The following is a 1,473-nucleotide window of genomic DNA, read 5'->3' on the forward strand; positions in this document are numbered from 1 at the left end:
GTAGTAATGCTGAGAAAGCGAGTGTGAACAGGTGTTTGAGCATGGTGCCTCCAATTTTTTTATCTTCTTATAAGCGTAGACGAGATAAAAAATATGAGCGTCGTGATCTTTTTTTACCTGTGATAATCGTGTGATTAATGTCTATAACGAGATGAAAGCTATAAATTTATATGCACGCTCAGCGTTTACATTGATAGCTAAATCATCAAAGAGAAAAAGGATAGACCTTAAATTGTCTATCTTTTCAGTAAATACCCTATGTCGACTAGACAAAAATGCCGCTGTGATTACAGCGGCATGATAGCGGTTAATCGCGGACTAAACTGACGTTTGAATAGTTTTGATAGCCACGTAGCATGACGTGGTATGTCACGTTTTGCTGCGCATTTAGTGTGCAGTTTTCATTATTGCCGTTGTTGTAGGGGCGGCAATCCCAATTGCTGGTGGTCGGTTTGCTTCCTTCCTTGACATAAAGGTCTGCATCACCAGATCCACCACTCATGCTGACGTTGACACTGCGGCTACTATCCACGGTAAATGTAAAAAAAGTCTCGCTTCCACTGCCACCGGCTAAGCCTGTAATAGGCTGGTTTGGTAGAAGTACATTGTTAGTGTTATCGTCACAACTTGCGCTAACACCTACCGCGTTAAAGGCGTCAATGACATCTTGCTCGTTATAAGCCAGGTCTTTGGCGGCTTTTGCTACGCCACATGCACCCTGATCAAATGTACTATTTGCGGTCCAATATAGTTGGTTAGCCGTAGTAAATATTTCGAAGCCTTTACGAACATCCCAATTCGTTTTGTTGGCTAGTAGATAAAAGGCACGGTTGTATACACCGCTTGAGTGGTGAACATTCATGCCATCACGATATTGGCCGGCGTCATCAATCGAGTTGCCATCGCGAGAAGGCTGCTCAAAGTAACGGAGCCCACCGGAGCCTTTAAAGATATCGGCACCAACCAGCCAATCGACATCACCATGCATATAAAATTCAGCGGCTTCGCCAGCGATATCAGAGAAAGCTTCATTTATCCCGCCTGACATGTCAGCGTAAATTAGCCCCGAGTTTTGCTCCGTAAAGCCGTGACTAACCTCGTGAGCACTGACGTTGATATCGACCAAGGGGTAAAAAGTGTTTTGGCCATCGCCAAACGTCATTGAACGACCATTCCAGAATGCATTTTCGTAATTGTTGCCATAGTGCACTCGCATGGTGAGTTGGAAGCTAAGTGGCGCGGTATTCATCCAGTCCTTGTACATGTCAAAGACAACATTTCCAAAGTAGTGCGCGTCATTGAGCGGCGAATAGGCACCATTAACATATTTTTTATCGTTGTAATTACCGGTGTCCGTGCAAGGGTAGGAAAAGGCAGTGCTACCGGAGGTACCATTGTCTAAATCGACCGTTTTAACTTTGTCGTTTTCAAGTGTACAAGTACTGCCGACTTTATCGATAGGCAGGCCATCAT

General features: G+C 44.5%; 1 protein-coding gene. It reads right to left on the reverse strand.

Features of this window, described 5'->3' with window-relative positions; translation table 11 throughout:
- Positions 1–307: 307 nt before the first annotated feature.
- Positions 308–1,473: M4 family metallopeptidase (locus BZG79_RS15530; RefSeq protein WP_199878060.1), on the reverse strand; the 1,166-nt coding region annotated here is incomplete at its 5' end.

Origin of the sequence: Salinivibrio sp. MA427 (assembly GCF_001996115.1) — a bacterium.
Taxonomy (GTDB): Bacteria; Pseudomonadota; Gammaproteobacteria; order Enterobacterales; family Vibrionaceae; genus Salinivibrio; species Salinivibrio costicola.